This window comes from Tardiphaga robiniae, assembly GCF_001618955.1.
GTDB lineage: Bacteria > Pseudomonadota > Alphaproteobacteria > Rhizobiales > Xanthobacteraceae > Tardiphaga > Tardiphaga robiniae_A.
Map to the genome: position 1 here is coordinate 235157 of NZ_LVYV01000002.1, position 25803 is coordinate 260959.

Here is a 25803-nt window from a genome sequence, read left to right on the forward strand (position 1 = left end):
CCAACACCGGGATCGCCGGCTCACTTGTCTTCACGGCTCCTTAACGGTAATCGACGACCATCACGCGCAATGAGGTCGAACATGCGCTTGCGGTTGAAGGCTGACGGACGGATCGTCGAATTGCGGGACGGGCACGAGGTGCCGCTGGTGCCCGATATGCCTGTCGTGCCGGAACCGGTCGCGGTGCGACCCGGCGAAGCAGAAGTTCGCGATCTGCGCCGCCGCGCGCAGCTGACCCAGATGGAATTTGCCGCGCGTCTTGGCGTTCCCGTCGAGACCATCCGCAATTGGGAGCAGGGCAAGCGCATGCCGCGCGGTCCAGCCCGTGCCTTGCTGGCGGTGATCGCACACGCACCGGAGACAGTGTTCGCGGCGCTCGCACCGGTTGCTGCGGACGCCTGAACCATCGTTGTGGATCATCGCCTGTGCTGACGCGCCGGCCATGTCCAGGAGAAGCTGGTCGGCATTCGTATCGTTCCTCTGTCAGAGGAGAAGATGATGCAGTTCGTGGAAGCAAACGGCGCCCGCATCCCGGCCATTGGCCTCGGGACATGGGAATTGCGCGGCCGCATTTGTTCACGTGTCGTCGAGCAGGCGATCCGGCTCGGCTATCGCCACATCGACACCGCACAGGTCTATGAGAACGAGCGCGATGTCGGCGAGGGCATCCATGCCGCGCGCATTCGCCGTGACGAGATGTTCGTCACCACCAAGGTCTGGACCACGCATTTCGCGCCTCACAATCTCGAACGCTCCGTGAAGGAGAGCCTGACGCGGCTGCGGATGACCGAGGTCGATCTGCTGTTGCTGCACTGGCCGAACCCGCAGGTGCCGCTGGAGGAAACGCTCGGCGCGCTGGCGCATGCCAAACAGATGGGCCTGACCAGACATATCGGCCTGTCGAATTTCACCGTGGCGCTGATCGAACAGGCGGTCGCTGCGTGTCCCGAGCCGCTGGTCTGCGATCAGGTCGAATACCACCCCTATCTCGACCAGACGAAGGTGCAGGGCGCCTGCCGGCAGAATGGTCTGGCCACGGTCGCCTACAGCCCCATCGCCCAGGGCAATGTCCGCGGCGATGAAACGCTTTCTGACATCGGCAAGGCACATGGCAAGAGCGCAGCACAGGTTTGCCTGCGCTGGTTGGTCCAGCAGGGCGCGGTGGCGATCCCGCGCACCTCCAAGGTCGAACGTCTGTCGGAAAATATCGACGTGTTCGATTTCATGCTGTCCGAAACCGAGATGTCCCGGATTTCGCATCTGGCGCATCCGAAGGGGCGGCTGACCGACTACGGCTTCGCGCCGAAATGGGATTGATCCATCAGGCCGACCGGCATTTGCCGCCTTGATCTTGCAAACGGGATGGCTCATGCAGTGACACCGTCCGGCAAGCCAAGGGCCTCATGTTCTTCATATTCTCCAAGATGCTCGGCTTCTTCACGGAGCCGTCCAATGCGATCGCCATAATCTGCGTGATCGGCATTGTGCTGGTGCTGCTGCAGCGCCAGCGTGTCGGAACATTGCTGGTCACCTTTGGCATCCTGTTGCTGCTGCTGTTCGGCTATTCGCCTGTTGGCAATGTGCTGATGCTGTCGCTGACCGAGCGTTTTCCGAAATGGCAGGACGATGGCCGTGCACCCGATGGCATCATCGTGCTCGGCGGCGCTATCGATTCGGATTCGTCCGCGGCACGCGGCTCGCTGGAGATCAATTCGGCCGGCGAGCGGATAACGGCGATGCTGGAGCTGGCGCGCCGCTATCCGCAGGCGCGTATCGTCTTCAGCGGCGGCGCCGGCAGCCTGATTGAAAAGTCGCTGTCCGAAGCGCCCGTTGCTGGCGAGCTGCTGCAGCGTTTCGGCGTGGCCCCCGAACGTGTCACGCTTGAGATCGCTTCCCGCACCACCGACGAAAATGCCGCTTTCACCGCGGGCCTGGTGACGCCGAAGCCCGGCGAGCGCTGGCTGCTGGTGACATCCGCCTGGCACATGCCGCGCGCGATCGGCGCGTTCCGCAGGGTCGGATTCGATGTTGAAGCCTATCCGGTGGACTGGCGCACGCGCGGCTGGATCGACGCCACCGAGACCTTCGATTCCGCCGGCGCCGGCCTCAGCCGGAGCGACATCGCGGTTCACGAATGGGTGGGGCTGGTGACCTACTGGCTCGCTGGCCGCAGCAGCGAGTTGCTGCCGGCGCCGAAGAAGCGGTGATGCGTCACTCCGCCTTCGGCAGCCCCAGCCGATACACGCCGCGGAAATCGTTGGGATCCTCGACCGGCTTGCCCTTGCGATAGATCACGAGGCGGTCGGCGAGCGCTAGCGTCACGGCGGCGCGGCGGATCGGCATCAGCAGCGCGTGCCAGTCGCCCTCCGGCTCGATCACATGCGCGATCTCAGGCGGGCTCAGCGTGCCCGCGCCGTTGCGGGTGAGCGCGTCGAGAATCGCCTCGTCGAGCGGCAGGGGCTTGGGCTTCGGGGCGGCCGGTTTGGCGGCTGCCGGCTTCGGTGGCTTCGAACTGGGTTTGGACATGCTCTGCCATGACCCATCGTACCGCATGACGCAAGCTGTGGCTTGGCGGACATGGCGCGGGCGAGGGCACGACGCTATGATCGCGCCAGTCGGCGTATAGAAGTCTCATTAGCCCCATGGAACCAAGGCACCTCATCCGCGCAGCGATTGCCGTCTCGGTGGTCGGCCACCTCGCTTTGGCGGCCGGGGTCTATTTCGCCGATGCGCGTCCGATGGAGCAGCATGAGGAGAGCGTTGCCGTCGATCTGGTAACGCCGCAGCAGCTCGCAGAGGCGGAGAAGAAGGCCGAGGAGACGCCGCCGGAGCCAGAGAAAAAGCCCGAACCGGAAAAGCCGGAATTTCGGCTGCCTGATTTGACCAACAAGCCGACCCTGGAAGAGCAGAAGACGCAGGCCGTCGCCGCCAAACCGCAGTCGTCGGCGCAAAACACCCCGCCGCAGCCGCAAAAGACGTCGCCGCAGCAACCCGCACCGTCACCGCAGCAACAGGCCGCCCAGCAACCGCCGCCGCCTCAGCAGCAAGCCCAGCAACAGCCGCAGGCCACTCCCGCAACGCCGCCTCAGTCACTGCCGCCCGCGGCGCAGCCTTCGCTGCAGCAGCAGGCCGCCTTGCAGGCTCAGCCGCCGGCATCGCAGCCCAGCCCACAGCAGGTGCCGCCGCAGCCCGAGGCCGATATCACCGTGAAATACGGCGTCATGCTGGGCTTACCGGAAGGCTTTGGCGGCGGGGCCGCGTCAGAGCAGGCGGATCTGTCGAAGCTGGATATCGCCGCGTTCCGGCGTCATCTGCGGAGCTGTTCGAAATTGCCCACCACCGTCGCGCGCGGCGATGACGCCAAGGTCAAGCTGCGCGCCGTGTTCTCGCCGGATGGCCGGCTGGTTGCCGAGCCCACGGTGATCGAGGTGCGGCGGCCGGCCAAGGCCGCGCTCTTGATGCAGGCAGCCAAACAGGCGCTGGAAGCCTGCCAGCCCTATGCGATGCTGCCAGCCGACAAATACGACGAGTGGAAAGTGCTCGATCTCGATTTTACGCCGCAGGATTTCGCGGGGTAACCCTGATTTCGGCATCCGGTGCCATGGCCTGCCAGGCATTGGAGGCGAACTGCCGGCGCCAGGTCACGATCACCACTGCTGCCGTCGAGACCAGAAACACCCAGGGGCTGACGAACCAGCCGAGATAGCCGAGCGCGAAGAAGAAAGCGCGCTGCCCGCGGTTGAAGTGCCGGGCCGCCGCGCCGAACATCCGCGTCGTGCGCACCACATGCGCTTCGGCCTCCGGCGTGTCGCGCTTCGAGGCCAGCGGCATCGCGCCGATCAGGATCGCGACGTAGTTGAACAACCGGTATGACCAGGCGAATTTGAAGAACGCGTAGACGAAAATCAAAATCAGCCCGAAGCACTTGATCTCCCACATGCCGGGCGTCGTGTTGAAGCCGAGCGGCAGGTTCTGCATCATCGGCATCACTTCGTTGGTGGCGCGCAGCAGCGCCAGCGAGCCGCCGATGGCGATCAGCGTCGTGGAGGCGAACCACGCGGTGCCGTTCTGCAGCGATGTCATGATATGGGTGTCGACGATGCGCGCCTCGCGCTCCAGCAGGCGGCGCATCCAGACCTCGCGATAGGCGTGCATGCGCGCCGACAGGCTGTCGCGGCCGTATTTTGTGTGCTCCAGCGTGATCGCATAGGTCGTCCACTCCAGGATGAAGAAGCCCAGCGCGAAGACGTCGACCCAGGAATAGTTGATCATGAAGCACCCATTGTATCAGTTGGCACTTCTGCCACGCATGCCGTGATGCAGCAACAAGCCTGTGCACGCGGCTTGCTTGCAGAGGCGCATGCGTGGCAATTTACCGGTCTCGCAAGGAGTGGTTGATGTCGCTGTCGCTGGTGATCGGAAACAAGAATTATTCGTCGTGGTCGATGCGGCCATGGGTTGCGCTGAAGGCTGCCGGCATCCCCTTCGCGGAGGTGTTTGTCCCGCTGTACACGGATGCTGCCGACAAGCAGCGCATTCTCGATGTGACCCCGTCCGGTAAGGTGCCGGCGCTCGTCGATGGCGAGATCACGGTGTGGGATTCGCTGGCGATCATCGAATATGCCGCCGAGCGTTTTCCGGATGCAAAGCTCTGGCCGGAAGACCAAGCTGCGCGCGCCCATGCGCGTTCGGTATCCGCCGAGATGCATTCCGGCTTCATGCCGCTGCGCAACGAATGCGGTATGAACCTGCACCGGCCGGTCCGGGCGAAGGCGCTGTCCGACGATGCCAAGGCCAATATCCGGCGCATCCAGCAGATCTGGGCCGATTGCCGCGCGCGTTATGGCAAGTATGGACCGTATCTGTTCGGCGCCTTCAGCGGTGCAGATGCCATGTATGCACCGGTGGTGCACCGGTTCCTGACCTACGACATCGATGTCGCGCCGGAAGCCCGTGCGTATATGGATACGATGCAGGCGCTGCCGGCGTTCCGGCAATGGACCGACGAGGGCCTTGCCGAAACCATCGTCATCCCGCGCTTCGAGGACGACTAAAGCGTTTTCGGTTGGAACGGGTCCCGGTTCGCGCCGCCACGATTTCGTCATGACCGGGGCCGTGCCATAACAACCGCATATTGCGGGTTCATGGCAGCCCGACTTTCTTTGGAAGCATTTTCTTCGGAAGCAGGGCTTTCTTTGGAAAATTGGCTTCCACATCTGCGGGGACGACTCGATGAACGGGGTATGGGCGAATTCGCTCGATCAAATCTGGCGCGCGCCGACGCTTCCGATGTGGCTCGCGCTGGCTGCCTCCATCTTCTTCGCCCTGATCGTGCTAGCGACGCTGCTGCGCGCCGAGAAGTCCGTCGCCAATGGCGCGTTGACCGTGATCACGCTGTTGGCGATCGGCGTTGCCGCTGCGGCGACACTGCGCAAATCCGAAACCGCAGGGCAGGACGCCTCGCACGCCGCCGTTGCGGCGCCTCAGGTGAATGCCTCGCTGCCGGCGCTGTCCTGTCTCGACGATCTCGCCGGCGATATGGTGCTCGCGGGCTGCGAGAAGGTGCTGTTCGGCTCGGCGGATTCGGTGGCGGCTGCCGTATCGGCCTCGGCTGCGCAGATCAATCGTTTGACGTCGTATGGCGATGTCGCCGCAGCGAATAAATCCATGATGCCTGAACTGGCGGGGCTGCGCCGCGCGGTCGAGCGCGATCGCTACGGTCTGATTGCCTATGTGTTGCAATCGCGCGATCGCTGCATGCCGGAGAGCTGCGCTGCCTATGCCGCGCTGACCGATCACAAGCGGATTGCTGCGAATATGGAAGAGCGGACCTATGAGGGTCTCGTGACGCGCTATGCGCCCGGCTGGAACGCGCCGCCTGCGGCTGCAGCCGCTGCGACGGGCGCGCTGGCCGGATTGCCGGCGTCGGTTCCGACCGGCAAGCCGACCACGGCCGATTTTCCGTCCTCGTCCTCGATCCCGCCGATCTCGATCATGACGGAAACGCCCGTGAAGCCACCGGCGGCCGCCAATGCGCAGGCGCCTGCGCCGCGCGCCGCGACGGCAACGCCGCCGCCTGCTGCCGCGAAGAAGCAGCCCGCGCCGAAGACCGCCGCTCGTCCACAGGCGCCTGCCGCCCCAGCGCCCGTGCAGCTTGCACCGGAGGCTCCGCCGGCCGATAACTGAGCGGTGGATAACGCCTTGTAAAACCGCGTCGCACTGCCGATTTCTGACCCATGCCCCTGCATCTCATCAAGCTCGCCGTCGGCTGCGAATCCATCGCGGATTTCAAGAGCTATCTCTCCGAACGCATGCGTGCCGCGAAAGCGCGCGGCGCACCCCAGCATCACATCCACATCACCCGCATGGTGCCGAAACGCGATGTCGAACTGCTCGACGGCGGTTCGCTCTACTGGGTGATCAAGGGCGAGATCGCGCTGCGCGAAAAGATTCTTGCGATCGAACCGTTCCGCGATAGCGACGGTATCAATCGCTGTCGCCTGGTGATGCAGCCGAAACCCGTCACCGTCGCGCCGCGCCCGCTGCGTCCGTTCCAGGGCTGGCGCTATCTCACCGACAAGGACGCCCCGCCGGATCTCGGCAAGGCTGCCGCGAGTATCGAGGCAATGCCGGAGCCGATGCGGCGCGAGCTGCGGGAACTGGGGCTGCTGTAGGGCAGGGCTCGCTCGTCATCATTGCTCCAGCCTCGTCATTCCGGGGCGTGCGTCGCCGGCGAAGCCGGCAGAGCGCGAACCCGGAATCTTGAAGTGTTTTGCGCTGAACAGGTCGAGATTCCGGGCTCGGTCCCGTCGCCTCCGGCGCCGGTCCCGCCCCGGAATGACGGGGGTGGGGCGGCAAGACAGCGCCCAAACATTTTTTCCTATTCTCCGTTGACAACATCCCCATAAGGTTTATATTCCCTTTCGTCCTGCCCCACCGAGAGGGGCGATCGCGATCGTCACGTTCGCGGGGCAGGATGCGGTGGACGCCGGAGATGCGGCGTCACGCGGTTCATGGGTGACGTCTGTCTTCGGGCAGGACGGATCTGCGCCAGCACTGCCAGTGGCAAGGAGACGGCCGGCCTTCGGATGGACAACCCCCTGGACAGTGTGACGGACGACCAAGTCAAAACGCGTTCGGCTTACTCGCTTGAGGCACCCTGTCCCTTCGCCTTGGGACTGTATTTTGGTGATCGGATCGTTCGCCATGGCGAAGCGCAAGCAACCGAAAAAACACCGCATGCGGAACGTCGGGCACTTGCTCGGCGCCTCCGAAAGTCCTGATGCACTCACCTGCGGAGTACCGCATTCGCATCAGGCCCAAGGGTGCAACGGGCACCTGGCGTTCCGCACGCCCTCTCACAGGGGGCAGGGAATGCAGGAGACGACGGCGCCCCCGCGCCGCAAACAATGGGGGTGATGACGCATGTCTGAAGGGCAGTGGCTGTTTGACAGTTGAATCCGCATCGAATGTCGCGGCCCGCGCGTAACGCGCACGGTCGTCGGCGCCGTTCAGCCCACCACTTCCGGAAATCCAGACCACCGCTTTTGTGAGAGCTCACAGGCAGTCACCACGAAGTCGCTACCGCATCAGCAAAAACCGTGGCGATCCAGCCCCATCCATTCCGCTCTGTGAAATTCACGTCCGCAGCGTGAAATGTTGTCGCTTGCCAAGGCTGCCGTGAAAGGTCACAAAAAACTGAACTGGGACGAAACACCAATCGGAGAGACGTTTGAGCATCAAGGGCAAGGCATATATCGCCGGCATCTACGAACACCCGACCCGGCATGCGCCGGACAAATCCATTGCGCAGTTGCATGCCGAAGTCGCCAAGGGCGCGCTTGAGGATGCAGGTCTCACGCATAAGGATGTCGACGGCTATTTCTGTGCGGGCGATGCGCAGGGAGGCCTGTGGCCGATGGTCGATTATCTTGGCCTCAAGCCGCGTCACGTCGACTCCACCGAGACCGGCGGCTGCTCCTACATCATCCATCTCGGCCATGCCGCGCAGGCGATTGCCGCCGGCAAGTGCTCGATCGCACTCGTCACACTGGCCGGCAAGCCGCGCACCGGCGTGATGCCGCCGCGTCTGCAGGGCGCTGAAGCCGATTTCGAGACTGCTTATGGCGCCACCACGCACAATGCCTATGGCATGTGTGCCATGCGTCACATGCACGACTACGGTACGACCAGCGAACAACTCGCCTGGATCAAGGTCGCGGCCTCGCATCACGCGCAATACAACCCGCACGCGATGCTCAAGGACGTGGTCACCGTCGAGGACGTGCTGAACTCGCCGATGATCTCCGATCCGCTGCACCGCATGGATTGCTGCGTCGTCAGTGACGGCGGCGGCGCGATGATCGTGACCACGCCCGAAATCGCCAAGAGCCTGAAGAAGCCGCTGGTGCGTCTGATCGGCCACGGCGAAGCGATGAAGGGTCCGCGCGGCGGCAAGGATCTCGACCTCACTTATTCCGCGGGTGTGTGGTCCGGTCCGCGCGCGTTCGAGGAAGCGGGCGTGACTCCGCAGGACATGAAGTACGCGTCGATCTATGACAGCTTCACCATCACCGTTCTGATGCAGCTCGAAGACCTCGGCTTCTGCAAGAAGGGCGATGGCGGCAAGTTCGTCTCCGACGGCAACCTGATCTCGGGTGTCGGCAAGCTGCCGTTCAACACCGATGGCGGCGGTCTCTGCAGCAACCATCCCGTCAATCGCGGCGGCATGACCAAGATCCTCGAAGCCGTGCGCCAGCTGCGCGGCGAAGCCCATCCCAAGGTGCAGGTGCCGAATTGCGATCTCGCGATTGCGCATGGCACCGGAGGCCTGCTCGGCGTGCGCCACGCCGCATCGACCGCTATTCTGGAGCGCGTGTAATGACTGAAGCCAAGAAGTATCCGACCCCCGTGGGCAACCCTGAATCGCAGCCGTTCTGGGATGCGGCCAAGGATGGCAAGTTCATGATCAAGCGCTGCACGACCTGCGGCGAAGCGCATTTCTTCCCGCGCGCGATCTGTCCGTTCTGCTTCTCCGACAAGACCGAATGGGAGCAGTCGTCGGGCGAGGGCGAGATCTACACCTACAGCCACATGCGCAAGTCGGCGACCGGCCCTTACGTGATCGCCTATGTGACGCTGAAGGAAGGCCCCTCGGTGCAGACCAACATCGTGGATTGCGATCCGGGCAGTCTGAAGATCGGCCAGAAGGTGAAACTGGTGTGGAAGCCCACCGACGGCGCGCCGCTGCCGTTCTTCACGCCGGCGTAGCTCTTACTTCCCCTCTCCCCCAGCGCAGCGAAGCTGCGCGCCGCGGGAGAGGGTGGATCGAACCGCGGAGCGGTTCGAGACGGGAGAGGGCGGTGCTTGCGGCTACCCCTCTCCCTGCAAAGTGTGGAGTGGGCTTCCGCGTAGCCCTCTCCCACCTAGCGAAGCTTCGCTTCGCACTGGGGAGAGGGCGCTGCGACTGGCGCCCGAAACAACAATAACAAGGGAGTCATCCATCAATGCCCATCAACTACGAAGCCCTGATGGCGATGAAGAACATCGGCCAGAAGTATGCCTGGACCGATCGCGAAGTGATGCTCTACGCCTACGGCATCGGCATGGGCGCCGATCCGATGGACGAAAAGGAACTCGCTTTCGTCAACGAGGGCACCTACACGCCGCGTCCGCTGAAAGTCGTGCCGACCTACGCCTCGGTCGCGGCATGGGGTTCGGGCCCGGGCGAGATGAATCTCAACAAATTGCTCGTGGTCGACGGCGAGCGCGACATCACCTTCCACAAGCCGCTGCCGGTGGCTGCGAAGATCACCGCCGATAGCAGCGTGCTCGGCGTGTTCGACAAGGGCGCCGACAAGGGCGCGGTGATCCTGCATCAGACGATCCTGCGCGATGAAGCCGGCGAGGCGCTGGCGACGTTGGTGGCGTCGCGTTTCGCCCGCGGCGATGGCGGCTTCGGCGGCAAGTCCGAAGGCCAGCCCGAACCGCATGCGATGCCGAAGCGCGCGCCGGACCAGACCGTGGATATCACCACGCGGCCGGACCAGGCGCTGATCTATCGCCTGTGCGGCGACCGCAATCCGCTGCATTCCGATCCCGAATTCGCCAAGCGCGCCGGCTTCCCGCGGCCGATCCTGCATGGCATGTGCACCTACGGCCTGACCTGCCGCGGCGTGCTGCAGACCTACGCCGATTACGATCCCTCGGCCTTCAAGCAGCATGCGGTCAGGTTCTCGTCGCCGGTGTTTCCGGGCGAGACCGTCAGCATGGATCTGTGGAAGGACGGCAAGGTCGTGTCGTTCGAAGCCAAGGTGAAAGAACGCAACGTCACCGTGATCAAGAGCGGCAAGACGGTGCTGGCGTAGCTACGTACTGTCGTTCCGGGGCGCGCGCATCTTCGCGCGCGAACCCGGAACCTCGAAATGCTCATCACCTGTCTCCGCCCGGGACGTATGAGGTGATGAACATGTCGGGATTCCGGGCTCGGTCCCGTCGCCTGCGGCGTCGGTCCCGCCCCGGAATGACGAAGCTGAATAACAAAAAACAAAAACACAGGGAGAACGTCATGGGTCTTCTCGACGGCAAGGTCGCCATCATCACAGGCGCCGGTGGCGGCCTCGGTGAAGCCTATGCCAAATTGTTCGCGCGCGAGGGCGCATCCGTGGTGGTCAACGATCTCGGCGGCCCGCGCGATGGCTCCGGCTCCGACCTCTCCATGGCGCAGCAGGTGGTTGACGCCATCAAGAAGGAAGGCGGCAAGGCGGTCGCCAACGGCTCGGACATCTCGACCATATCAGGCGGCCAGTCGGTGTTCGACGATGCCATCAAGGCGTTCGGCAAGGTCGACATCCTTGTCAACAATGCCGGCATCCTGCTCGACCAGACCTTCGCCAAGGCGTCTGAGGCGGCGTGGGACAAGGTGATGAAGGTGCATCTCAAGGGCACGTTCTGCGTCACCCAGCCGGCCTTCAAATGGATGAAGGAAAACGGCGGCGGCGTCATCGTCAACACGTCCTCGACCTCTGGCCTGATCGGCAATTTCGGCCAGAGCAATTACGGCGCAGCCAAAGGCGGCATCTGGGGCCTGTCCAATGTGCTGGCCATCGAGGGCCGCAAATACAACATCCGCGTCTGGACGCTGGCGCCGGGCGCGCTGACCCGCATGACCGCGGATCTGCCGCGCTATATCGAAAATCCTGGTGCAGCGCTGGGGCCGGACGGTATCGCGCCGGCGGTGCTCTACATGGTCAGCGATCTCTCAGGCAGCCAGACCGGCAAGGTTCTCGGCGTGTCCGGCCCGCGTGGCGTCCGCGAGATGAAGATGATGGAAATGGAGGGCTGGAAACCGCCCCATGACGGCTGGAGCGCGCAGGACGTGGTGACCCATGCCGGCGAGATCTTTTTCTCGGAGGAAGCCAGCCAGCACGGGGCACGGCGTTTTTGAGGGGCATCTAGGCCCGGTTCGGGCGGACAGACCCGATATTTCCCGGTAGACTGCCTGCATCCATTCACAGAGGCCCATGATGAAACTGACCGCCAAAGCCGCCGGCACCTTCGCCATCGCACCGACCCCGTTCCTCGACGACGGCCGCATCGACGACAAATCGATCGATGGCCTGACGGATTTCTACGCCCAGGTCGGCTGCAACGGCGTGACCGTGCTCGGCATCATGGGCGAGGCGCCGAAGCTGGAGGGGGCCGAGTCCGAGGCCGTGGCCACCCGCTTCATCAAGCGCGCCGGCGACAAGATGCAGATCATCGTCGGCGTTTCCGCCCCCGGTTTCGCCGCCATGCGTTCGCTGGCGCTGAAGTCGATGGATGCCGGCGCTGCCGGCGTCATGATCGCCCCGCCGCCGCATCTGCGTACCGACGACCAGATCACCAACTATTTCAAGCAGGCGGTGGACGCTATCGGCGACGACGTGCCGTGGGTGCTGCAGGATTATCCGCTAACCCTCACCGTGGTGATGACACCTGCGGTGATCCGCAAGATCATCATGGACTCCAAGTCCTGCGTGATGCTGAAGCACGAGGACTGGCCGGGCCTGGAGAAGATCACCGCGCTGTGCAACTTCCAGAAGGACGGCAGCTTGCGCGAAACCTCGATCCTGACCGGCAATGGCGGCGTGTTCCTGGATTTCGAAATGGAACGCGGCGCTGATGGCGCGATGACGGGTTATGCCTTCCCTGAACTGCTGATCGACGTCGTCAATCTCTCGAAGAAGGGCGAGCGCGACAAGGCACACGATTTGTTCGATGCTCATCTGCCGCTGATCCGCTACGAGCAGCAGCTCGGCATCGGCCTCGCGGTCCGGAAATATGTGCTGCAGAAGCGCGGCGTTATTGCATCAAGCGCGCAGCGCAAGCCGGGTGTGGCGATCACGGCGCAGGCGAAGGCAGAGGTCGATTATCTCCTCTCGCGCGTCGCGCGCTACGACAAACGCGCGAACATCGCGCCGCAGTCGAGCGCTGCGGGTTAACAACTCCCCAGAAGTGTCATGGCCGGGCTTGACCCGGCCATCCATCTTCAGGGTTGCCAAGTAAAAGATGGATGCCCGGATCAAGTCCGGGCATGACAAACGAGAGGTCGGCGATCGCCGGCACAACAGGCATCAAAGAATGCCGATCAGGGAGAAACTGAATGCCAAGCGAGCCCGGCGTTGTGCGTCCTGCTTCCACCATCCTCCTGCTGCGCAAGGGTGCAACCGACGCCATCGACGTCTTCATGATGGTGCGGCACTATCAGATCGAATTCGCATCGGGCGCACTGGTGTTTCCCGGCGGCAGCGTCGATGCCGGAGATCGCGAGATCGGTACGCAGCCGAACCTATATAGCGGCGGTGACGGCCTCGATCCCGATGCGCTGGCTTTCAAGATCGCCGCGATCCGCGAGACTTTCGAGGAAAGCCGCATCCTGCTGGCGCGACCGCGCGGCTCTAACGACCTGATCGCCGCGACGAAGGCGAGCGCCATCGCCGATCAGCATCGCGACGCGCTGAACGAGGGCAAGGTCAAATTCGCCGATATCATCGCCGAGAACGATCTCGAACTCGCGCTCGATCTGCTCGTGCCCTATGCGCACTGGATCACGCCGGAGGGCATGAAGAAGCGGTTCGACACATGGTTCTTCCTCGCCGAGGCGCCGCCCGAGCAGGTCGGCATGCATGACGGCAAGGAATCCACAGACTCGATCTGGCTGTCGCCGCGCGAAGCATTGGAGGGCGGGGCGTCCGGCCGTTTCACCTTGCCGTTCCCGACCACGCGCAATCTGATCAAGCTCGGCAAGCAACCCAGCGTCGCGGGGGCACTCGACGATGCCAACCGCAGCACCATCGTCAGCGTCACGCCCATCGTTACGCGCGATGGTGACAAGCGCCAGCTGCGAATCCCGCTTGAGGCGGGCTACGACGGCGAGGTGTTCGAACTCACCGGCGCGCCGTAGCGCTCAGGTCTATCCCGCCCTGGCTTGCGGCGCTGCTGCGGCATTCTCCCAGAATGGCCGTCGCAGCTCGCGCTTCAGCACCTTGCCGGCACCCGACAGCGGGAAGGGCTCGCTGCGCACGTCCACGCTGCGTGGGCACTTGTAACCGGCGATCTTCTCCTTGCAGAAGGCGATGATCTCGGCGGCATTGACACTCGCACCGGGCTTCGGAATGACGAGCGCATGCACGGTCTCGCCCCACTGCGGGTCGGGAATGCCGATCACGGCGCATTGCGCTACGGCGGGATGTTGAGCAACGACATTCTCGACTTCGGTAGAGTAGACGTTCTCGCCGCCGGAGATGATCATGTCCTTCATCCGGTCGACGAGATAAATATAGCCTTCATCGTCCATGTAGCCGCCGTCGCCGGTGTGCATCCAGCCGTCGATGATCGCCTTGGCTGTTTCCTCCGGCCGCTCCCAATATCCCATCATCACGTTCTGGCCGCGCACGGCGACCTCGCCGACTTCACCATTCGGCACAGGCTTGCGATTGGCGTCGACGATACGCGCCTCGCAGCCGATTGCCGCGCGGCCGCAGGCGCGCTGTCGGTTCTTCGCAGCAGCCTGCTCGCCGAAATGCTGATCCCACGGCAGGTGCGTCGCCAGCGGCGACAATTCGGTCATGCCGTAGAGCTGATGGAATTCGGTCCCGGGCATGCCGGCCATCGCGCGCTTCAGGAGCGCTTCGTTGATTGGCGAGGCGCCGTACATCATCAGCTTGAGCGAGGAGAAATCGGCCGATGCGAATGTGGGGTGATCGACCAGCATCTGGATCATGGTCGGAACGATCAACGTCGCCGATACTTTCTCGCGGGCGATGGTCTGCATCACCAGCTCCGGATTGAACATCCGGACGATGACATTGGTGCCGCCAGAGGCCAGTGAGGTGAACATCACGCCGCCATTGGCGACGTGAAACATCGGTGCGGCGTTGAGATAGACCGAGCCGTAAGGCAGCAGGCCTTCGCTCATCATGTGCAGCGAGTTGCTCATGATATTGCCGTGGCTCAGCATCACGCCCTTGGAGCGGCCTGTCGTTCCGCCGGTGTAAAAGATACCTGCTAGATCCTCGCGTGTCCGCATCGCATCCGGCACCGGCTCTGTCGACTTGACGAGTTCATCGTAATTATGCGCTTCCGCGGGACCCTTTTCGTCGTCCGCATAGACCAGCGTGAGCGGCATGGCCTTGGCGAGTTCGACGCCCATGGCGGCGAAGGCACTGTCGACGACCAGCGCGCTGGCGCGGCAGTCGAGCAGGGAGTCGAGAATTTCGGCCTGACTCCAGCGCACATTGGTCGGCACGATCACAGCGCCGGCCCAAGCGATACCCAGATAGAGTTCGAGATAGCGGTCGGAGTTCAGCATCAGCACCGCCACGCGGTCGCCGTGCTTGACTCCAAGCTTTTGCAGCGCACCGGCGAGCCGCGCAACGCGATCTCCAACCTCGCGCCATGTCCGGCGGCGATCGCCATCGATGGTCGCTATCGTCTGCGGGCTGGTTTGCAGCGCACGGCGCAAGCCCTGCGTGATGTTCATGGCGTTTCCCCTCGATACTGCGGATGCTGTGCGCATCTCTGTCGCGCGATCATAACGATAGGTGAGGGGCGGGCAAGCGTAGCCGATCGCTTATATCTCACCAGATGGTTCAAAGGATTTGCACGAGCTTTGCGATGCAAAACGCGTCAGAGAAAAATCTGGAACTGTTCTCATCTGTTGACGATTCAACTCTTGCGCGTAACATCGTGACAGGCCCGCCAGAGGCCATTGGGAGTGAAATGCATGAGACAGCTTGCTCGTCGGGGCGCGTCTTCGCGTCCATTTTTCAACGGGACACTCAACTCACATATCATACCGCACCGTTGGCTCCGAACATCCATCGCAGTCGCATTTAGTGCAACGTTGTTGGGCGGTGCTGCCAACGCGCAGTCCAAGGGCACACCGGATCATATCAAGGCGGTTACATCGGCAATCGATAGTGCAGCGATCACGGCCAATACGGCGACGTCCAAGGACTGGCCGACTTACGGCCTCGATTATGCCGAGACACGTTTCAGCAAGCTCAATCAGATCACGGCCGAGAATGTCAAAGATATCGGCCTGATGTGGACCTACAATCTGGAGTCCATCCGCGGCGTCGAGGCGACGCCGCTGGTCGTGGACGGCATCATGTATGTATCTGCGCCCTGGAGCGTCGTGCATGCAGTCGATACCCGCACCGGCAAGCGGCTATGGACCTTCGATCCCGGCGTAGATCGCGAGAAGGGCTATCGCGGGTGCTGCGATGTCGTGAACCGCGGTGTCGCGCTCTACAAGGGTAAGGTCTTCGTAGGCGCCTATGACGGACGGCTGGTCGCGCTGGATGCTGCGACGGGCACGAAAGTCTGGGAGAAGGACACCGTCATCGATCGCAAGATGTCCTACACGATCACCGGCGCGCCGCGCGTGTTCAACGGCAAGGTGGTGATCGGCAATGGTGGCGCCGAATATGGCGTGCGCGGTTACGTGACGGCCTATGACGCCGAGACCGGCAACCAGGCATGGCGCTGGTTCACGGTGCCCGGCGATCCGGCCAAGCCGTTCGAGGACGACTCGATGGCTGCCGCGGCGAAGACCTGGGATCCGGCCGGCAAATACTGGGTCAATGGCGGCGGCGGCTCGGCTTGGGATACGATCACCTTCGATCCCGATCTGAACATGGTCTATATCGGCACCGGCAACGGCTCGCCGTGGAACCGCAATCTGCGCAGTCCGGGAGGCGGCGATAATCTCTATCTCGGCTCGATTGTCGCGCTGAATGCCGATACCGGGAAATATCTCTGGCACTATCAGGAAACGCCCGGCGACAACTGGGACTACACCTCGACGCAGCCGATGATCCTCGCCGATCTCACGATCGACGGCGCGCCGCGCAAGGTGGTGCTGCATGCGCCGAAGAATGGCTTCTTCTTCGTCATCGACCGCACCAACGGCAAGTTCATCTCTGCCAAGAACTTTGTCGATGTAAACTGGGCCACCGGCTACGATGCCAGCGGAAGACCCATCGAGGTGCCGGAAGCCCGCTCGCCGGACAAATCCTTCGACAGCATTCCCGGACCGTTCGGTGCCCATAACTGGCATCCGATGTCGTTCAATCCGCAAACCGGGCTGGTCTATCTGCCGGCGCAGGGTGTGCCTTTGAACCTCACGGGCGAGAAGACGCTGGTGCAGAATGCGCCGGCGGAGAACAAGTTCGGCGGCACCACCGGCTGGAATGTCGGCTTCTCGCTCAACGCCGAGCCGCCGAAGAACCCACCATTCGGTCGCCTGATCGCGTGGGATCCGGTGAAGCAGAAAGAAGCATGGCGCGCCGAATACATCGCGCCCTGGAATGGCGGTACGCTGACGACGGCCGGCAATCTCGTGTTCCAAGGGACCGCGGACGGCCGCTTCATCGCCTATAACGCCAAGACAGGCGAGAAGCTCTGGGAAACGCCGGTCGGCACCGGCGTGGTGGCCGCACCTGCGACCTATATGGTCGATGGCGTACAATACGTCTCGGTGGCGGTCGGGTGGGGCGGCGTGTTCGGCATCACCCAGCGCGCGACGGATCGTGAGGCGCCCGGCACGGTCTACACCTTTGCCATTGGTGGCAAGGCGCCGTTGCCGGCCTTCACCAAGTACCAGATCGGCAATCTGCTGACCGGGGTCAAATACGATCCCGCTCACGTGCCGGAGGGGACTTCGATCTACGTCAACGCCTGTGCGACCTGCCACGGCGTGCCCGGCGTGGACAAGGGCGGCAATGTGCCCAACCTGGGCTATGTCTCCACCGAGACCATCACCAACCTGAAGGACATCGTGTTCAACGGGCCATTCAAGGGCAAGGGCATGCCTGATTTTACCGGCAAGCTCACGGAAGCGGACGTGGTCAAGATCCAGGCCTTCATCCAGGGCACGGCCGACGCGATTAGGCCGAAATAAACACCATGCTGGACGGTTCGGCCCGATCGCGCCGTCCAGCATGTTCCCCCGGCGGCTGAAGTCAGGATATATTGGGACGCTCTGAAGTCCGGTCCCACAACCATGTCCTCTGCCATTACGGCATTCTTTCAGCGGGTCCGATCGTCCTCGCTCTCGATCGGCCAGCTGACCTTCAGCGGGTTCCTGCTGGTGCTGACGGTGATCCTGATCACCAGCATCGCCAGCGTGGTTGCGATCCGTCATATCGACAACACCTTCGCCGAGCTTGAGCGGCTGCAGACCGTTGGTGATCTGGCCGAGGATATCGACCGCCGCCTGACCAAGCTGCGGCTGGCGGCACGCGACTTCGTCACCGATCCCGATACGCAACCTGAGAAGGTCTCGCAGGCTGCCACGGCGCTCGGCGATCTCCTGAAGAAGACCCGGATCGAACTTGCGCCCGAGCAGCGCGACATGATCGACGGTGTCGATGCGCGGCTGACCAAGTATCGCGAAGGGATCGAGCGCGTCTCATCGCTGATCGCACGTCGCTCCGCTATGCTGGCGACGCTCCCGCCGCTCCGCGAGCAATTCGAGAACGCCGTTCCGGATGTGACGAATTCAAATGCCGCCAAGGCCATGTTCCGGGCGCAGAACGAGATCGCGGCTGCTTTGCTGGCACGCGATCCGATCGGAGCCGAGCAGGCCGCACAGCGCATGCGCGCGCTGCCGGTCAGCACGCCCGCGCTTCGTACGGCCGCCGATGCCTACACCGATGCAATCATTTCGATCTCGGAAACCGAGAGCGAGATCGCCGATCTCGACAGGGATGTGCTTGGCGCTGAAGGCCGATTAATCGGGCGGGTGACTGAACTATTGCGCGAGCTCAGCGCCCGTCGTGGCCGGGTGCTGTCGCGTGAGTTCGCGCGCACACTGACCGAGGCAAGATGGCAAAGCATCATCCTTGGCACGGCGGGCGTTCTGGTCGGGTTGCTGGCGGCGCTGTTCGTCGTTCGGCGGATCGTGAAGCCGCTGAAGGCGATTGCTAGGTCGATCCGTGCGCTAGCCGGTGGCGCCAAGCACACGCCGATCCCGGCCATGGATCTGGAGAATGAAATCGGTGACATCGCGCGCGCCGCGGAGGTGTTCCGCAAGACGCTGGTCGATGCCGATGCCGCGCGCGAGGCGGCCTTGCATGCGTTGGCCGAGCAGAGGCTGGCGGAAGAAAGTTATCGGAAGCTGTTTGAAGGATCCGTCGACGGCATCTATGTGACGACGCCGGCAGGCGCGCTGCTCAATGCCAATCCGGCACTGGCGCGGATGATGGGGTATGATTCACCGGAAGGCCTGATCCGTGCCACGCTGGATATCTCGCGCAACATCTATGTCGATCCCGCGGCGCGCGCCGAGTATCAGCAGCGCATGGAAAGCGACGGCATGGTGCGCGAATTCGAGTACCAGGTCCGTCAACGGCACGACACGGTCCTCTGGCTGTCCGACAGCGCCACGGCGGTCCGCGACGAGAATGGCGAGGTTGTGCGCTATGAGGGCACGGTCCGCGACATCACCAACCAGAAACATGCCGAAGCGGCGATCAGGGAAGGTCGCAGGTTGCTGCAGCAGGTCATCGATACCGTTCCTGCCGTCATCAACGTAAAAGACACCGATCTGCGATACGTCCTGATGAACCGCTATATGGCGGGGATTTTCGGCATCGACCCCGGTGAGGCGATCGGGAAAACCACCGGCGAGTTGATGATGCGCTTTGGTGCGTCAAAGACCGACTCGCCTGACAAGATGGTGCTGGCGACTAGAAAGGGGCTCGGTTTCTACGAAGAGGAATACAAGGATGCTGCCGGCGTGATGCGGCAGTGGCTGGTCAACAAGCTGCCTTTGCTGACGGCCGATGGTGATATCCAGAACATCGTGACCGTGGCGCTCGATATCGGCCAGCGCAAGCGCAGCGAGCAGGAGATGCTCAAGGCCAAGGATGCCGCTGAGACGGCGCTACGCAATCTGCGTGAGACGCAGAATTCCTTGATCGAGGCGGAGAAGCTCGCGGCGCTTGGGCGGCTGGTTGCCGGTGTGGCCCATGAGGTCAACAATCCCGTGGGCATCAGCCTGACCGTCGCATCATCGCTGGAACGCAAGATCGCGCTGTTCGGCGAGGAGGTTGCGCGCGGCGAGCTGCGCCGCTCGACCCTGACCGAATTCATCGAGTCCAACCGCGATGCGGCGGCACAATTGGTCGCCAATCTCAATCGCGCGGCTGAGTTGATCCAGTCGTTCAAGCAGGTTTCCGCCGACCGCAATTACTCCGACCAACGCGTCTTTGATCTCGCCGATCTCACCGAGCAGGTGGTGATGAGTTTGAAGCCGGGATTACGAAAACAGAAGCTGGCGCTTTCGGTCGACTGCAAGCCGGGACTGACGATGAACAGCTATCCGGGCCCGTATGGTCAGGTGCTGACCAATCTGTTCCTCAATTCCGTCGCTCATGCATTTCCCGATGGCAATGGTGGCTCGGTCGAGATCAAGGTGCAGGAAGCCGGCAACGATCACGTGGAAATTCTTTTCGCGGATAACGGCGTCGGCATGAGTCCGGAGGTCCGGCGGCGCGCTTTCGACCCGTTCTTCACGACGCGCCGGGATCAGGGTGGCACGGGCCTGGGTCTACACATCGTCTACAGCATCGTCACCAGCCGCCTCGGTGGTCGTCTGCATCTGCAGTCCGACCCGGGGCAGGGAACGCGCATCCAGATCATTCTACCGCGAGTCGCGCCGCTGGAGATGGCTGCGGAATAGTAGACGCTGCTACTGCTGAAACTCCGCAAGCCGGCGCAGTGTCGCGCGAAATATCTGGCTGTGCTTGCCGACGAGCGCTGTGCCGTTCATCGTCGCCGACGTATCCGTGAAAGTACCCGACAGACCGATGCCGACCGGTTGGCTCTGGCCGCCGAACAGTGGGCTCATGTCAGGACTGGGCGTATGCTGCATGACAGAAACCTCGCCCTTGAAGGTGCCGGCTTCCTTATTGAGAACATAGGTACCGACGTAGAACAGGTACGCGTCGCCGCCGAGCAGTTCGCCTTCGCGAAAGGTCACAACACCGCTGCCCTTGCCTGAACGCCCGTCGAGAAGTTCGACATGGATCGAGTAGAGTCCGTTCTTCATAATAGCCCGATGGCGCGAACCCATCCCTTGGTTGCGCAATTAGAAGTATTGCAAAGACAGCATACCAACGTCAACGCATTCGCGGGCGCTGTTGGTGCACGAGCGAAAGACCGAGTGACGCAGGCACGCTCGCTTGCCGCCTTGGCACTTCGCGACGAGGGCGTTCTTAAATACCTCTGCCATTGAAGTTATCACCACAAATTCGCTGCAGTGCGAAGAGAGCCTGCCGGTGCTAATGGAGAATCGCCTATCGTTTGATTGGGCGTCTGTCGCGAAGTTGAAGCGCAGCCGTTCTTCGATAGTCGTATGATGCGCTTTGCGTGAGTGACTACGGAAGAGGCGGGTACTTTGCCCGCGACAAACCTGAACATCATTGTGCCGGCCGGGGGCTGGAGCAAGCAAATGAGCGACTGGATGACTTCCGGCGCCGACGCGCCGTGTTCGCCAACTACTATCTCTCACGATCGACGCGTCCGGCGTCGTGCAGGCTGGCTGAAGCTGGGAGCGCCGACCTTGTGTATTGCGGTTCTGTTATCAGTGCCGCTGATGCAATCGGTCGCTGCGCGCGATCGCGGACAATTCGCCAATACCAGCCCCGATTTGAAAGCCTGGTTCGATAGTCTGCGCAGCGGCAAAGGTCCGTGTTGTTCCGATGCCGATGGCAGTGCGGTCAGCGATGTGGATTGGGAATCCAACAGCGGGCACTACAAGGTGCGGATCGACGGGACGTGGCTCGATGTACCTGATGAGGCTGTCATCACGGTGCCGAACCGCGTCGGTCGCACCATGGTGTGGCCGATACAGGGTTCGTCCGGCACACTGATCCGTTGTTTCATGCCAGGTAGCATGACGTAGCTGGTCACGACGCCTGGCGGACCGATGCGAGCGCGGCGATCAGCGAGATCGTCGCGAGGACAATGACCGCCGCGCCATAGATATCGAGCGTGAGCGGCAGGCCGAGCGTCGGGATTGCCAAGCCTGCGACAATAGTCGGCAGGCTGAAGGCGAGATAGCAGATGATGAAGATCACGGAGAGCAATCCGGCGCGCTCGTGTGCAGGCACGAGCGGCACGACGGTCCGGATACTGCCGAAGAAGCCTGCGCCGAAGCCGAAACCGGCAATGACGGTGCCGATCAATAGTTGCGGGATGCTCTGTGTGTAGACTCCACCCAGCGTGATCAGCACGCCGAGGATGAGGCAGGCCATGCTGCGGATCAGGATGGTGGTGCCGGGCCATTTACGCGCCACCAGCATCGAAGCGGCACCGCTCAAGGTCAGCGCCGTCACGGCAAGTCCGCCGAGGAGAGGCGAATTCGATCCCGTGATGAGCCGGAGCAGCGAGGGCATCAGCGACAAATAGAACCCGCCCAACGCCCAGACGGCAACGTTGCCCGGCGATACCAGGGTTAGGGGTTGTCGCACGTGAGGCGGTACGATCACGATCGGTCGCAGCGACGCCCACGCACCGGGACGACGGGCGACCGTTTCCGGCATCCACCACAGCAGAACGGCCTGTATGAGCGTTGCCACGAGGAGCAGCAGATAGACCAGTTGCGTCGGCATTGGCGCGTAGCTGACGAGCACGCCGGATAGCAACGCGCCGATGCCTGTGCCCGTTACGGGCGTCAGGCTGTTCATCAGCGATCCATGCGCGCGGTTCAGGTCGAGCATGGCTGCACCGATGGTGCCGAAGGCAATGCCGGTTGCAAATCCCTGAATGGTACGGGCAGTGATCAGTGCAACGACGGAATCCGCAGTGATGAAAACCAGCAGCGCCACAACATTGAGGATCAGCGCGGAGAACATCACGGGGCGGCGGCCGATGTAATCCGACAGTCCACCGACCGTCAGCAGTGCCACCAGCAGACTGAGCGCATAGGCGGAGAATACGGTCGTGACCATCACCGGCGAGAGATTCCAGTGATCCTGATAGATCCGGTACAGCGGTGTCGGCGCGCTCGCGAACATGGCGACAGTGCCGAGTGTTGCGATCTGAAAGATGATGGAAGCGCGACGCGTCATCACGCCTTTCGGATGGGCGTCGAGACTGCTGCACATGGACGAAGGGTGCCTATTGGACGATGTGGGACAAGCCCAATGGTCGCTTCCGTCCTTGATTGATTTTACCGCTGTCCGATGCTCGCCCAGGTGATGCGAGCAGCAACAGCGGACAAAGATGATGCATGCACGGCCGGGCCTTCACAACGGCGGCTGGCTCGCGCGCCCTGTGCGAGATTGCATGGCTCGTCTGGATCGCGCCCCTTAACACGGCGCGAATCTTTCCTATACTCAGGGTGTCACGAACAATGAAAGGAGGTGGTCCAGTGTCTAATTCCAAGCGCTGTCACCTCGCTGAGGCCGCCCGCTAGGCTCACTCTTTGAGCTTCGCAAGGGCGCCTCGGCGCCCGGTTCAGCGAGAACAGGGAAAGGGCGCGTCGAGCGATCGGTGCGCCCTTTCTTCTGAGCGCAAACCTGGCGCGTCGTGAAACATGACGCTTGATCTGCCGGTCATCCGTGACAATCTATCAGACGTTGCTTGTGTCCGGAGTAGTGGCAATGCCGGGATCACCGCGCGATCTCGCGGAGAGAATGGCCGCGCGCCAGCAGCGGCGTGCCATCGATGATGGCTATGTGCGCGAGAGCTTCACACAGCCACGCGAAAACGCCCGCAAGACGGCGCGGGCGTTTCTGGATCGGTTCCCGAAGCAAGCTTACATGAGTGAAGTTGAGCGCTGGCGCGAGCTACCAGACGGCGACATCGAATTTACGATGCGGCGGCTGCGGACCGCTGATTGAGCTGACAAGCGGCAATCATCTGGCTCATGTCGTGCTCGCTCATCCCCGTAGCGTCTGATCCCTCAACCGTGTCGGCGGCACATGCGTGTATCGCATACCCCATATCGAGAATACGACGAGGGGGATCTTCTTCGCCGAGGCCGACCTCAATCACCAAACCACTCTCGGCGGCGTGCTGCCAGACATCCGATTTACTGGGGAAGGCCTTGCTGACTTTGACCGAATTTGAAAACAGTGCGTAGGGCATGCTGCAACCTCCGTGATGAGGCGATAACGCGGAATATGGCATCTGGTTGCACTGCAGCAAGCCCGACTTTCGTTATCCACGAGATCGTGAAGATTGACCGGTCGTCAGTCCCTTTGGGTGATCTGCAATTCCAGCAGCGCCATGGTCTGGAGCATCGTCGGATCGCGTTCACCCTCGCTTGTGGTGCGCAGGATGCTTTCGGCGATGGATTGCACGTGAGCGGAGTTGACGGGATGCGGCAGCGTTGAAACAGCCCCGTCCAGCGCCTGTTTCATCACTGAAATCGTGTCTGGCGGAAACGCGGCATGTGAAAAATTCTTCACGGTGGCTCCCGGGTTCAAACGGATAAACGCACCCAACTGTCAATGGACAAGAGTTGGCGCGCGCGAACGTTCCTGCCGCAAAGTTGGGCAGATCCGCGCAGCGGCGTCGGCTGCTGCGTGTCGGGTGCCAGGTTCCGGAAGCGGTCGCTGGGATGTCAGGATTCGGTGTCAGCCGGCCGGGCGGCTTTCTTCTTGGCACCCTGTCGCAGGAATGTCGCGCCGATCTCCTCGCCATTGACCCAGGCCAGCTCGCAGCGACGGAACGCCAGTCCTGTGGACGATAACAGCAGGAAGAACTCCTTGAGATTGATACCCTCGATCGAACTCTCGACGATAAGGCGCGCGCCCGTCTCGGACACGTCCATGATGCGGCAACTGCGGCGCCATGTGCCGTCAATGGCCATGAGCCAGACAGGGAAACCGCGCTCGAACGCGACGCGGCTAGCATTTGGTTTTTCAGGGGTCATCGACGCTTCCTTGGCGCCGGGATTTTAAATTGGATGGTGGTAACGGCTGGTAAATGCCGCTGACGGCAGGCCTTTGCTGTTTGGCACGCCATCGAGATGTTGTTTTGAAAGGACGCCGCGGCGCACAGCCTCATTCGGTTGAATGATGCAACCGCAACGACGGGTTTCAGACGCGGCGGCTGTGGAGGTGCGCGTTAACGGAATGGTTACAAGCTGGTGCAATGTAAAGTGGAATCCATGGCTTGTTGAAGGGCCTCGGCGGAGCACGTTACTGTATGAACACGCCAGCTGCCCTGATATCCGCCGGCGTGGGTGCAGCGTTTTTTGCGGCCGCATCCGTGTTTTATTATCAGCCGTCCTTCATTCGGCCTGACTACGCGCTGGATTCCATCCTGACGACCAATCATTCGAAGGCCCGTGCTGCGGTTACGCGACTCTTGCTTAATCCGTCATCTGCGCAATTCGATGTCTTGCGGTCGGTCCAGGTCGATGCCGGGAAGTATGTTTGCGGCACCGTGAACGCCAAGGACAGATCGGAGACTTACCGCGGGCATCGCGCCTTCGTCTACGCGGTTGCCATCGACTTTGCGCGTATCGACGACGACGGAGAGATTGCGCAACGGCACGATGCGTACAAGGCCTGTCCGGTCTCTGAAGAAGAAGAGAAGCTGGCTCAACAGAAGATCGGAATATCACCCGGTGCGCTCCAGGCGATCAAGCTGGTTCAAAAGACGCTGCCGACAGCCAATCCGTCAGTGCTCACGGACATGGCGTCGCAGCTATCACCTGCGGGCAGTAGACCGGTCGGGACGACCGAGCAGCAACTCGGCCGTCTGGCAGGCCAACCCGGTTCGGGCGGGCAGCAATCGGGAAACCAGACATTCAATCGCACGCCCGGCCCCGAAACCGACTGGCGTGCCGACAAGCCGCCGACCGCCTGGCCAGTCTTTCCGCCGGACCACGTGTTGGCAAAGCCTGTCCAGAAACGAACGAATGCCGAGGCGTTCTTGCTGGCAAAATCGGTTGAAGATCTCTGGGTGAAGTCCAAAGCGGGAACCTCATCTCAGCGGCTTTCGCGGGACGAAATTCGAGAGGCCCTTCGGGCTCTGATGGCTATCGATGCCAAGAGTGCCGAGTTTCCTCAAGCCTGGGCGGCGTTCGTGCGGTTGCGGATGATCGAGCGCGAAGCTAGCGCCTAGTCCCTGGAAAAGCCGAATGGACACAGGCGTTTAAGGGCACCTGTAATGGTGCACTCGGAGCGATTCGAACGCCCGACCCTCGGAATCGAAATCCGATGCTCTATCCAGCTGAGCTACGAGTGCGACGGCGGCACCATAGCGGCGAAAGTCGCAAAAGCTAGCCCCGCGATG

At 62.3% G+C, this 25803-nt stretch carries 26 protein-coding genes and 1 tRNA gene; 18 read left to right on the forward strand and 9 right to left on the reverse strand.

The features are described from left to right. Positions 1-81 precede the first annotated feature (81 nt). The 3 genes from A4A58_RS06670 (at position 82) to A4A58_RS06680 (ending at position 2207) form a co-directional block, all read left to right on the forward strand. Positions 82-402, forward strand: coding sequence for a helix-turn-helix domain-containing protein (locus A4A58_RS06670; protein WP_081421759.1), 321 nt, complete (start codon positions 82-84; stop codon positions 400-402). Positions 403-498: 96 nt separating this feature from the next. Continuing rightward, positions 499-1317 (forward strand): aldo/keto reductase, encoded by an 819-nt coding sequence (locus A4A58_RS06675; RefSeq protein WP_068730743.1) that lies wholly within the window; start codon positions 499-501, stop codon positions 1315-1317. A gap of 86 nt (positions 1318-1403) precedes the next feature. After that, positions 1404-2207: a YdcF family protein gene (locus A4A58_RS06680; protein WP_068730669.1), complete on the forward strand. Its 804-nt coding sequence runs from the start codon at positions 1404-1406 to the stop codon at positions 2205-2207. 4 nt (positions 2208-2211) lie between these two features. Here the strand turns inward: A4A58_RS06680 and A4A58_RS06685 are convergent, their stop codons facing one another. Beyond that, on the reverse strand, positions 2212-2526 hold the full coding sequence (locus A4A58_RS06685) for a DUF3253 domain-containing protein (protein WP_081421760.1): 315 nt from the start codon (positions 2524-2526) through the stop codon (positions 2212-2214). A gap of 116 nt (positions 2527-2642) precedes the next feature. Between A4A58_RS06685 and A4A58_RS06690 the strand changes: the two genes are divergently transcribed. Further along, complete coding sequence (locus A4A58_RS06690; RefSeq protein WP_068730670.1) at positions 2643-3578, forward strand: hypothetical protein; 936 nt, start codon at positions 2643-2645, stop codon at positions 3576-3578. On the opposite strand, the gene A4A58_RS06695 is transcribed toward A4A58_RS06690, so the two are convergent. Then, complete coding sequence (locus tag A4A58_RS06695) at positions 3553-4269, reverse strand: DUF599 domain-containing protein (protein WP_081421764.1); 717 nt, start codon at positions 4267-4269, stop codon at positions 3553-3555. The genes A4A58_RS06690 and A4A58_RS06695 overlap by 26 nt on opposite strands. A 128-nt stretch (positions 4270-4397) precedes the next feature. On the opposite strand from A4A58_RS06695, the gene A4A58_RS06700 reads away from it, so the two are divergent. The 9 genes from A4A58_RS06700 (at position 4398) to A4A58_RS06740 (ending at position 13444) form a co-directional block, all read left to right on the forward strand. Next, the gene (locus A4A58_RS06700; protein WP_068730672.1) at positions 4398-5054 is read left to right on the forward strand and encodes a glutathione S-transferase family protein; all 657 of its coding nucleotides are present in this window, start codon (positions 4398-4400) and stop codon (positions 5052-5054) included. Positions 5055-5232: 178 nt separating this feature from the next. Continuing rightward, on the forward strand, positions 5233-6186 hold the full coding sequence (locus A4A58_RS06705) for a hypothetical protein (protein ID WP_068730673.1): 954 nt from the start codon (positions 5233-5235) through the stop codon (positions 6184-6186). Positions 6187-6236: 50 nt separating this feature from the next. Then, a complete protein-coding gene (locus tag A4A58_RS06710; RefSeq protein WP_068730674.1) occupies positions 6237-6674 on the forward strand; it encodes a DUF1489 family protein in 438 nt (145 codons plus the stop codon). A gap of 1058 nt (positions 6675-7732) precedes the next feature. Next, positions 7733-8881: a thiolase domain-containing protein gene (locus tag A4A58_RS06715; protein WP_068730675.1), complete on the forward strand. Its 1149-nt coding sequence runs from the start codon at positions 7733-7735 to the stop codon at positions 8879-8881. Beyond that, positions 8881-9270, forward strand: a complete 390-nt coding sequence (locus A4A58_RS06720; protein ID WP_068730676.1) for a Zn-ribbon domain-containing OB-fold protein — start codon at positions 8881-8883, stop codon at positions 9268-9270. The genes A4A58_RS06715 and A4A58_RS06720 overlap by 1 nt, the downstream gene beginning before the upstream one ends. A gap of 236 nt (positions 9271-9506) precedes the next feature. Then, positions 9507-10367: a MaoC/PaaZ C-terminal domain-containing protein gene (locus A4A58_RS06725; protein WP_068730677.1), complete on the forward strand. Its 861-nt coding sequence runs from the start codon at positions 9507-9509 to the stop codon at positions 10365-10367. Positions 10368-10567: 200 nt separating this feature from the next. Then, positions 10568-11446: an SDR family oxidoreductase gene (locus A4A58_RS06730; RefSeq protein WP_068730678.1), complete on the forward strand. Its 879-nt coding sequence runs from the start codon at positions 10568-10570 to the stop codon at positions 11444-11446. 79 nt (positions 11447-11525) lie between these two features. Continuing rightward, positions 11526-12482 (forward strand): dihydrodipicolinate synthase family protein, encoded by a 957-nt coding sequence (locus A4A58_RS06735; protein ID WP_068730745.1) that lies wholly within the window; start codon positions 11526-11528, stop codon positions 12480-12482. Between the two features lie 161 nt (positions 12483-12643). After that, positions 12644-13444, forward strand: coding sequence for an NUDIX hydrolase (locus A4A58_RS06740; RefSeq protein WP_068730679.1), 801 nt, complete (start codon positions 12644-12646; stop codon positions 13442-13444). 9 nt (positions 13445-13453) lie between these two features. Here the strand turns inward: A4A58_RS06740 and A4A58_RS06745 are convergent, their stop codons facing one another. Beyond that, positions 13454-15022 (reverse strand): long-chain-fatty-acid--CoA ligase, encoded by a 1569-nt coding sequence (locus tag A4A58_RS06745; RefSeq protein WP_068730680.1) that lies wholly within the window; start codon positions 15020-15022, stop codon positions 13454-13456. A 363-nt stretch (positions 15023-15385) separates the two neighbouring features. On the opposite strand from A4A58_RS06745, the gene A4A58_RS06750 reads away from it, so the two are divergent. Together A4A58_RS06750 and A4A58_RS06755 are read left to right on the forward strand one after the other, a co-directional pair. Further along, on the forward strand, positions 15386-17446 hold the full coding sequence (locus A4A58_RS06750) for a PQQ-dependent dehydrogenase, methanol/ethanol family (RefSeq protein ID WP_433993613.1): 2061 nt from the start codon (positions 15386-15388) through the stop codon (positions 17444-17446). 102 nt (positions 17447-17548) lie between these two features. Next, entirely contained in the window at positions 17549-20230 is a 2682-nt protein-coding gene (locus A4A58_RS06755; RefSeq protein ID WP_068730682.1) for a PAS domain S-box protein, read from the forward strand. A 9-nt stretch (positions 20231-20239) separates the two neighbouring features. Here the strand turns inward: A4A58_RS06755 and A4A58_RS06760 are convergent, their stop codons facing one another. Further along, the gene (locus A4A58_RS06760; protein ID WP_068730683.1) at positions 20240-20599 is read right to left on the reverse strand and encodes a GrlR family regulatory protein; all 360 of its coding nucleotides are present in this window, start codon (positions 20597-20599) and stop codon (positions 20240-20242) included. A 402-nt stretch (positions 20600-21001) separates the two neighbouring features. Between A4A58_RS06760 and A4A58_RS06765 the strand changes: the two genes are divergently transcribed. Beyond that, positions 21002-21454 (forward strand): hypothetical protein, encoded by a 453-nt coding sequence (locus tag A4A58_RS06765; protein ID WP_068730684.1) that lies wholly within the window; start codon positions 21002-21004, stop codon positions 21452-21454. Positions 21455-21458: 4 nt separating this feature from the next. Here A4A58_RS06765 and A4A58_RS06770 read toward each other — a convergent pair whose 3' ends face one another. Next, positions 21459-22622: an MFS transporter gene (locus tag A4A58_RS06770; RefSeq protein ID WP_068730746.1), complete on the reverse strand. Its 1164-nt coding sequence runs from the start codon at positions 22620-22622 to the stop codon at positions 21459-21461. A gap of 534 nt (positions 22623-23156) precedes the next feature. Here A4A58_RS06770 and A4A58_RS06775 point away from each other — a divergent pair. Further along, positions 23157-23396, forward strand: coding sequence for a hypothetical protein (locus tag A4A58_RS06775; protein ID WP_068730685.1), 240 nt, complete (start codon positions 23157-23159; stop codon positions 23394-23396). Here A4A58_RS06775 and A4A58_RS06780 read toward each other — a convergent pair. The 3 genes from A4A58_RS06780 to A4A58_RS06790 form a co-directional block, all read right to left on the reverse strand. Then, positions 23365-23643, reverse strand: a complete 279-nt coding sequence (locus A4A58_RS06780) for a hypothetical protein (RefSeq protein WP_068730686.1) — start codon at positions 23641-23643, stop codon at positions 23365-23367. The two genes, A4A58_RS06775 and A4A58_RS06780, sit on opposite strands and share 32 nt — an antisense overlap. A 104-nt stretch (positions 23644-23747) precedes the next feature. Continuing rightward, positions 23748-23918, reverse strand: coding sequence for a hypothetical protein (locus tag A4A58_RS06785; protein WP_410001792.1), 171 nt, complete (start codon positions 23916-23918; stop codon positions 23748-23750). Between the two features lie 203 nt (positions 23919-24121). Next, positions 24122-24433, reverse strand: a complete 312-nt coding sequence (locus A4A58_RS06790) for a pilus assembly protein PilZ (RefSeq protein WP_068730688.1) — start codon at positions 24431-24433, stop codon at positions 24122-24124. A 275-nt stretch (positions 24434-24708) separates the two neighbouring features. On the opposite strand from A4A58_RS06790, the gene A4A58_RS06795 reads away from it, so the two are divergent. Further along, entirely contained in the window at positions 24709-25632 is a 924-nt protein-coding gene (locus A4A58_RS06795) for a hypothetical protein (protein ID WP_068730689.1), read from the forward strand. Positions 25633-25678: 46 nt separating this feature from the next. On the opposite strand, the gene A4A58_RS06800 is transcribed toward A4A58_RS06795, so the two are convergent. Next, a tRNA-Arg gene (locus A4A58_RS06800) sits at positions 25679-25755 on the reverse strand. Between the last annotated feature and the right edge of the window lie 48 nt (positions 25756-25803).